The sequence below is a fragment of the Micromonospora foliorum genome, from assembly GCF_022229015.1.
GTDB classification, from domain to species: Bacteria; Actinomycetota; Actinomycetes; order Mycobacteriales; family Micromonosporaceae; genus Micromonospora; species Micromonospora foliorum.
Map to the genome: position 1 here is coordinate 1 of NZ_JAKKFF010000476.1, position 7,201 is coordinate 7,201.

The 7,201-nt window shown below is 71.3% G+C and carries 8 protein-coding genes; 6 read left to right on the forward strand and 2 right to left on the reverse strand.

The window, feature by feature from the left end:
- From PSH25_RS28375 to PSH25_RS28390, 4 genes are all read left to right on the forward strand, one after another.
- Window positions 1–367, forward strand: a 367-nt coding sequence (locus tag PSH25_RS28375; protein ID WP_238661955.1) for a substrate-binding domain-containing protein, incomplete at its 5' end; no start/stop codon positions are given.
- 25 nt (window positions 368–392) lie between these two features.
- On the forward strand, window positions 393–1,643 hold the full coding sequence (locus tag PSH25_RS28380) for a sugar ABC transporter substrate-binding protein (protein ID WP_238661956.1): 1,251 nt from the start codon (window positions 393–395) through the stop codon (window positions 1,641–1,643).
- A 71-nt stretch (window positions 1,644–1,714) separates the two neighbouring features.
- Window positions 1,715–2,836 (forward strand): carbohydrate ABC transporter permease, encoded by a 1,122-nt coding sequence (locus tag PSH25_RS28385; protein WP_238661957.1) that lies wholly within the window; start codon window positions 1,715–1,717, stop codon window positions 2,834–2,836.
- A gap of 1 nt (window position 2,837) precedes the next feature.
- Window positions 2,838–3,725: a carbohydrate ABC transporter permease gene (locus PSH25_RS28390; protein WP_238661958.1), complete on the forward strand. Its 888-nt coding sequence runs from the start codon at window positions 2,838–2,840 to the stop codon at window positions 3,723–3,725.
- Between the two features lie 40 nt (window positions 3,726–3,765).
- Here the strand turns inward: PSH25_RS28390 and PSH25_RS28395 are convergent, their stop codons facing one another.
- Entirely contained in the window at window positions 3,766–4,347 is a 582-nt protein-coding gene (locus PSH25_RS28395) for a GNAT family N-acetyltransferase (RefSeq protein ID WP_238661959.1), read from the reverse strand.
- Between the two features lie 35 nt (window positions 4,348–4,382).
- Between PSH25_RS28395 and PSH25_RS28400 the strand changes: the two genes are divergently transcribed.
- Window positions 4,383–5,657 carry a glycosyltransferase 87 family protein gene (locus PSH25_RS28400; RefSeq protein ID WP_238661960.1) on the forward strand — a complete coding sequence of 425 codons (1,275 nt, stop codon included), beginning with the start codon at window positions 4,383–4,385 and terminating at the stop codon, window positions 5,655–5,657.
- On the opposite strand, the gene PSH25_RS28405 is transcribed toward PSH25_RS28400, so the two are convergent.
- Window positions 5,556–6,107, reverse strand: a complete 552-nt coding sequence (locus PSH25_RS28405; RefSeq protein ID WP_238661961.1) for a GNAT family N-acetyltransferase — start codon at window positions 6,105–6,107, stop codon at window positions 5,556–5,558. The two genes, PSH25_RS28400 and PSH25_RS28405, sit on opposite strands and share 102 nt — an antisense overlap.
- A 79-nt stretch (window positions 6,108–6,186) precedes the next feature.
- On the opposite strand from PSH25_RS28405, the gene PSH25_RS28410 reads away from it, so the two are divergent.
- A partial coding sequence (locus tag PSH25_RS28410; RefSeq protein WP_238661962.1) for a winged helix-turn-helix domain-containing protein occupies window positions 6,187–7,201 on the forward strand: 1,015 nt, incomplete at its 3' end.

A 7,201-nucleotide genomic window follows, 5' to 3' on the forward strand; every position in this document is an offset into this window, starting at 1 on the left:
AGCAGGTCGCGCGGCCGGCGTCGACCCGACCGGGCTGCACCGGGAGACCGAGGACGGCATCGCCGAGGGCGAACGCCTGATGCGCGACCTGCTCGTCACCGTGGCGCCGAGCGCCGTGGTCTGCGCCAGCGACTCGCTCGCCCTCGGCGCCCTCCAGGCGATCCGCGGCGTCGACCCGCCCGTGTCGGTGATCGGCTTCGACGACACGCCGGTGGCCGCCGCGGTCGGGCTGACCAGCGTCAGCCAACCGCTCGGCGAGGCCGCCGCCCGCTGCGTGGACCTGCTCACCGGTGTCCTCGACGGCGACCACGAGACCCCCACCCCCGTGCTGCTCCAGCCCTCGTTGGCACTGCGGCACACCGCGTAGTCCCACCCCCCACCAGGAGAAACCCATGGCACCCCGAACAATCACCCGGGCAGCGGTGGCCAGCCTCGCCGCCGTCGCCCTGCTCGGCTCCGCCGCCTGCGGCAGCGGCTTCGACGACTCCTCCGGAGACACCGCCCAGTCCAGCGGCCCGGCCAGCCTGCAGATCCTGATCGGCTCGTCCGGCGAGGCCGAGACCAAGGCCGTGCAGGACGCCGCCGCGAAGTGGGCCGGCAGCTCCGGCAACACCGCGACGGTCACCCCGGCACAGGACCTCACCCAGCAACTCGGTCAGGCCCTCGCCGGCGGCACCCCGCCGGACATCTTCTACGTGGACGCGGCCCAGTTCGCCAACTACGCAAGCGTCGGCGCCCTCGAGCCGTACGGCGACAAGGTCAGCAACTCGGGCGACTTCTACGAGAGCCTGCGCACCACCTTCACGTACGACGGCAAGCTCTACTGCGCGCCCAAGGACTTCTCGACCCTGGCCCTGCAGATCAACACCGACCTGTGGACCAGGGCCGGGCTGACCGACGCCGACGTGCCGACGACCTGGGAGCAGCTCACCGCCGTCGCCCAGAAGATCAAGGCCAAGGGGCAGGTCCCGCTGGCCCTCGGCGACACCCGGGACCGGATCGGCGCCTTCATGGTGCAGAACGGCGGCTGGCTGGTGAGCAGGGACGGCAAGCAGCCCACCGCCGACACCCCGGAGAACCTCGCCGCCCTCCAGTACGTCAAGACCATGCTCAGCACCGGCCTGGCCAAGTACCCGAAGCAGCTCGACGCCGGCTGGTCCGGTGAGGCGTTCGGCAAGGGCAAGGCCGTGATGACCATCGAGGGCAACTGGATCAAGGGCGCCCTGCAGAACGACTTCCCGAACGTGAAGTACAAGGTCGTGGCGCTGCCGGCCGGCCCCAAGGGGCAGGGCACGCTCTCCTTCACCCAGTGCTGGGGCATCGCCGCGAAGAGCAAGTACAAGGACCAGGCGATCAAGTTCGTCGAGGCGATGACAAGCGGCGAGCAGCAGATGACCTTCGCCAAGGCGTTCGGTGTCATGCCGTCCCGCCAGTCGGCGCGCGACCAGTACACCGCCGCCTTCCCGGCGGACAAGGTGTTCATCGACGGCGTCGCGTACGCCCAGGGCCCGGTGAACGCCCCGAAGATGGACAGCGTCCTCAAGGACCTCGACACCGGTCTGCAGGGGCTGGCCAACGGCGACCCGAAGACCGTGCTGCAGAACTTCGACAAGAACGCCAAGGCGGCACTCGGCGGCAGCTGAGGTGACGGCGGGGCCCCGGCGAGCACCGGGGCCCCCGCCGCACGTCGGCCGGAGAGAGGAAGGGAGGGAAGATGGCAACCGAGACACTGACCGCCGTGGCGACCGCGGACGGGGGCGGCCCGCGCCGACGCAGGGGCGGCACCCGGAGCAACGAGAACCTCGCCGGCTGGCTCTTCGTCGCGCCGGTGATCGTCATTCTGGGGCTGTTCCTGCTGCTGCCGATCCTGATGGCGCTCTGGGTCAGCCTGACCGACTGGAACGGCCAGGGCAGCCCCTTCACCGGCGACGTCCCGTTCGTCGGCGCGCACAACTACACCCAGTTGTTCACAGAGGACGGGCTGGCCCGCCGCGACTTCATGACCAGCATCCGCAACAACATCTACTACGTGGCGATCGTGGTGCCGGCGCAGACCGTGCTCGCGCTCGGACTGGCGTTGGTCGTCAACAACCGGATGCTCAAGGGCAAGAGCTTCTTCCGCAGCGCCTTCTACTTCCCCTCGGTGACCAGTTCCGTCGCGATCAGCGTGGTGTTCCTGTTCCTCTTCGCCAACTCCGGCGCGGTCAACGCGCTGCTCGGCGTCGTGGGGATCGACGGCCCGGAGTGGTTCGCCGACTCCCGGGGCGTGCTGCACCTGCTGTTCGGCGCGGTAGGCGTCGACTCGCCACCGGCGGCACTGGCCGACGGCGGCCCGTTCGGGCTGAGCTGGTGGGACTGGTTGGCCGGCCCGAGCGTGGCGATGGTCTCGATCATCACGTTGGTCGTCTGGACCACCTCCGGCACCTTCATGCTGATGTTCCTGGCCGGGCTGCAGAACGTGCCGGTCACCCTCGACGAGGCGAGCACCCTCGACGGCGCGTCCCGGTGGCAGCGCTTCCGGTACGTCACCCTGCCGATGATCAGGCCCACCACCTTCCTGGTGCTCACCCTCGGCATGATCGGCTCCTGGCAGGTCTTCGACCAGGTGTACGTGATGAGCCAGGGCGACCCGGCCAAGACCACGCTCACCCCGGCGTACCTGTCGTACCGGACCGCCTTCCGGGACTTCGACTACGGCTCCGGCGCGGCGATCTCGTTCGTCCTGTTCCTGATCATCATCGTGCTCACACTGATCCAGCGACGGGCGCTGGCCGAGCGGGACACCGACCGGCCGCGGCGCGGCTGGCGGCGTCGGCGCGTACCGGAAAGGTCCTGAGATGGCCGTGCTCACCGACCGCCCGGCGGCGGCGCCCGCGCGGCGACAGCAGCGCGCGGCCCGCACCCTGGCCACCCGTTTCCTGGGGTACGCCACGCTTGTCTTCTTCGGGCTGGTGTTCCTCTACCCGTTCGTCATCCAGATCGGCAACGCGCTCAAGACCGAACCCGACGCGGCGGCGAACCCGCTGTCACCGTTTCCGGACCCGCTCACGCTGGCCGGCTTCGAACGGATCTTCGCCGGCACCAACTTCCCACTGTGGCTGGGCAACTCGCTGCTGGTGACGGTGCTGGTCACCATCGGCCGGGTCTTCTTCGACTCGCTCGCCGGGTACGCGCTGGCCCGGCTGCGGTTCCGGGGTCGTGGCGGCCTGTTCGCCGCCATCATCGCCGTGATGGCGGTGCCCGGAGTGGTGCTGCTGATCCCGAAGTTCCTGGTGCTCAACCAGCTCGGCCTCTACAACAGCTACGCCGGGCTGGTGGTGCCGCTGCTGGCCGACGCGGCGGGCGTGTTCATCATGAAGCAGTTCTTCGAGTCGATCCCGGTGAGTGTCGAGGAGGCCGCCCGGATCGACGGGGCGAGCATCTTCCGTACCTTCTGGTCGGTGGTGCTGCCGATGGCGAAACCGGCGCTGATCACCCTCACCATCCTGTCGTTCCAGGGTTCCTGGAACGAGTTCCCGCACAGCCTGGTGTCGGTGCAGGACCCGGACCTGTTCACCCTGCCGCGCGGGTTGGCCGACCTGGTCAGCGGCTCGCTCGGCAAGGGCACCCAGTACCCGCTCAAGCTCGGCGCCGCCCTGCTGGCCACCATCCCGGTGGCGATCATCTTCGTGGTGTTCCAGCGGTACTTCGTCCGCGACGCGAACGACGGCTCGGACAAGGGCTGACCGCCCGGTGTGGCGGCCCGGCCGGGGCCGCCACACCGGTTCACTCGGCCGGCACCTTCTCGGTCGGCACGCCCACATGCAGGCGGACCTGCGGCACCAACATGTCGTCGACGTCCAGCGCCCGGGCCGCCCCGTCGGGCTCCCACCCGGTGCTGGTGAGGAACTTGTGGGTCGCCTCGTCACCGTCGAACGCCCAGGCCACCGCCCGACTCATCCCGTCCTCCCGCCACAGGTCGACGGTGGCGGCGAGCAGCCGACTGCCGTGCCCCCGCCGACCCCAGCGGGGCTCCACCAACAGGTCGGTCACCGCCGCCACGTCCGGGCCGAGCGCGTCGGCCGGCTCGCCCGGGGCCAACGCCTCGGCGTCGGCCGGGCCGGAGGCGGCGAACCCCACCAGATACGATTGCTCGGCCTGTTCGACGGCGACCAGCACCCGGTGCGCGCCCGAGGGCGGCTCCAGCACCGCGGCGCTCCACCGCCGGGCGAGGAACGCCTCGTCCAGGTTGTCGAGCACATGCCGAGGGAGGATCCGGCGGTACGCGACCCGCCAGGTCGCGAGCTGGATGCGTGCGATCTCGCCGGCGTCCTCGGGACGCGCCGGGCGGACGTACCCGAGAGCCATGGGACGGAAGCCTACGCAGGGCGAGGGAGACGACGGTGGCGCAGGGTGCCAACAGGACGGTCGGGCAGGTATCCAGCGTGGCCGGGCTCGCGATCGCGGTCACGATCTTTCTCTCGATGGCGGCCGTCCGGCACGGTTTCTTCGACCTGAAGGTCTACTACGGCGCGTTGACGTGGTGGGTGCACGACGGCGGGGAGATCTACGACTACCTCAAGCCCGGCACCCAATACGGCTTCACCTACCCCCCGTTCGCCGCTCTGGTCATGCTGCCGATGGCGTACCTGCCCTGGTCGGCCGCGATCGTGGTGAGCGTGCTCGCCAGCGTGGCCACCACCGCCGTGCTGATCTGGTGGCTGGTCGACCCGATCGCCCGCCGCGCCGGCTGGACCCGTTGGTACGCCCTCGCCGTGGCGCTCTGCCTGGCCGCCGCGTTCGAGCCGATGCGGGAGACGGTCAACTTCGGCCAGGTCAACACGTTGCTGCTCTTCCTGGTGGCGGTGGACCTGCTGCGGCTGCTGCCGGCCGGCAACCGGTGGACCGGGGTGGGCATCGGCCTCGCCACGGCGATCAAACTGACCCCCGGCGTGTTCATCGTCTACCTGCTGGTGACCGGCCGGTGGCGCGCGGCGCTCACCGCCAGCGGCACGGCCGCCGGGGTGTCGCTGCTGGCCGCCGCGCTCTTCCCCGACGCGTCCCGGGAGTTCTGGACCGAGGCGCTGTGGAACACCGGACGGGTGGGCGAACTGGCCTTCGTCTCCAACCAGTCGCTGCGCGGGGTGGTCGCCCGGCTCAACCCCGAGCACCCGAGCACCCTGCTGTGGCTCCTGCTGGTGCTCGGCACCCTGGCGCTCTGGGCCTGGCGGTCCCGGACAGCCGTCGCGGCCGGCGACGAGGCGACCGGCCTGGCGCTGACCGGCGCGGTGATGTGCCTGGTCAGCCCGGTCACCTGGGTGCACCACCTGGTCTGGCTGCTGCCCGCGTTGATCCTGCTGGTCGACAACGCGATGGCCGCGCCGGCCGGCCGCCGCCGGCGGGTCCTGCTGGTCGCCGCGACCATCGGGTACGCGCTGCTGATCAGCCGGACCGTCTGGTTCTGGGAGAAGGACTTCACCGGCGTCGACGGCTTCCTGGGCAGCAACGCCTACGTGTGGGTCAGTCTGGCGCTGCTGGCCTTCCTGCCGATCCGCCGGTGGCTGACCCCACACGGGTCAGCGGTCGAGGCGTCCGGCGTACCGCAGCTCGACCAGCCCGACCGGCGGGCCCCCGCCGGCCAGCGGCACCTGGTAGGTCGACCGCTCACCGTCCGGTGACAGGCCGGCGCGCTCGCAGAACCGGCGGGCCCGCCGGTTGTCCGCCAGCACCCACGCCCGGTACCCGGCCCAGCCCCGCTCGGTGAGCCCGCTCCGGGCGGCGTCCAGCAGCGCGGCGGCGGTCCCGTCACCCCAGCGGGCCGGCTCCACGTAGAGCGCCACCACCTCGCCGACCGTGGGGTCCAGGTCGTCGCGGTCCTGGTTGCGGCGGTACGGCCCGAAGGTGGTGAAGCCCACGACCAACCCGTCCGCCTCGCCGAGCAGGGTGGTGAACGGGTGTTCCGGATCGGCGGTGCCGACGTCGCGACGACGCTGCGCCCAGGCCACCACGTTGAGCCGTCCCAGCACCTCGTCCGGCATGAAGCCGGCATAGCCGGCCTGCCAGCCGTGCACGTGTACCCGGGCGACCGCCTCGGCGTCGTCCGGCTCCTCCCGACGGATGGTCAGCATTGCACCGTTCTATGCCCCGTTGGTCGTCACGTCCAGCTTCCCGCACCGGCGTCGTACCGATGAATTAAGGTCGCCGACGATGACCGCACCGGAATCACTCTCGCTCGCCCAGGCCCGCCGCGTCGCGCTCGCCGCCCAGGGCTTCGCCGACCCGGCGCCGACGGGCGTGCCCACCCGCCGGCACCTGCGTCGGGTGCTGGGCCGGGTCGGGCTGATCCAGATGGACTCGGTAAACGTGCTGCAACGCGCGCACTACCTGCCGCTCTACAGCCGGCTCGGGCCCTACCCGACCACCCTGCTCGACCAGGCCGCCTACCGACGCCCCCGCGAGCTGTTCGAATACTGGGGCCACGAGGCGTCGCTGGTCCCGGTCGAGCTGCACCCGATGCTGCGCTGGCGGATGGCCCGCGCGCACAGCGAATCCTGGGGCGGCATGCGACGGATCGCCCAGGAGCAGCCGGAGCTGGTCGCCTGGGTCCGGGACGAGGTGGCCGCCCGCGGGCCGCTGACCGCCGCCGAGATCGAGCACGACGCGCCCCGGGAGACCGGCAACTGGGGGTGGAACTGGTCGGCGGTCAAGCGGGCGTTGGAGTTCCTGTTCTGGGCCGGGGAGGTGGCCGCCGCCGAGCGCAGCACCTCCTTCGCCCGCCGCTACGACCTGCCGGAGCGGGTGCTGCCCGCCACGGTGCTGTCCGCGCCCACCCCTACCGACGCCGAGGCGTACCGCACGCTGGTGGCCCTCGCCGCGCGGTCGCTCGGGGTGGCCGCCGAGCCGGAGCTACGCGACTACTTCCGGTTGCCGCTGGCCGGCGCCCGGCAGGCCGTCGCCGAGCTGGCCGAGGCCGGTGAGCTGGTGCCGGTCACCGTGGCGGGCTGGCGACAACCGGCCTGGCTGCACGCGTCCGCCCGGCTGCCCCGCTGGGTGCGGGCCAACACACTGGTCAGCCCCTTCGATCCGCTGATCTGGGAACGTGCCCGCACCGAGCGGCTGTTCGACTTCAGCTACCGGATCGAGATCTACGTCCCGGCGCCACAGCGGGTGTACGGCTACTATGTGTTGCCGTTCCTGCAGGGCGACCGGTTCACCGCCCGGG